Raw genomic sequence first — 229 nt, 5'->3', positions numbered from 1 at the left:
ACGAAGTTCAAGCAAATATCATTTCTCATTTATACTTGAATCAACTCAATCTGAATCATGTAACATAAAGGTTATCTATAAAAAAAAACAGCTTTCCGAGTTTGATGTCAGGATTTTGACTGATAGATTTTTTAATGTTTTCAAATCAGTAATAGTAAATTATAATCAGAATATATCAGACTTAGAGCTATTATTAGAAGAAGAAAAGAACCAATTATTAAAAGTATTT

At 25.3% G+C, this 229-nt stretch carries 1 protein-coding gene; it reads left to right on the top strand.

Annotated features, from left to right (window positions below; all coding sequences use genetic code 11):
* Window positions 1-229: hypothetical protein (locus tag ACYP5M_RS26895; protein WP_459735768.1), on the top strand; the 229-nt coding region annotated here is incomplete at both ends.

Source organism: Peribacillus sp. N1 (assembly GCF_054600815.1).
This window is presented reverse-complemented; position numbering and strand designations above follow the sequence as displayed.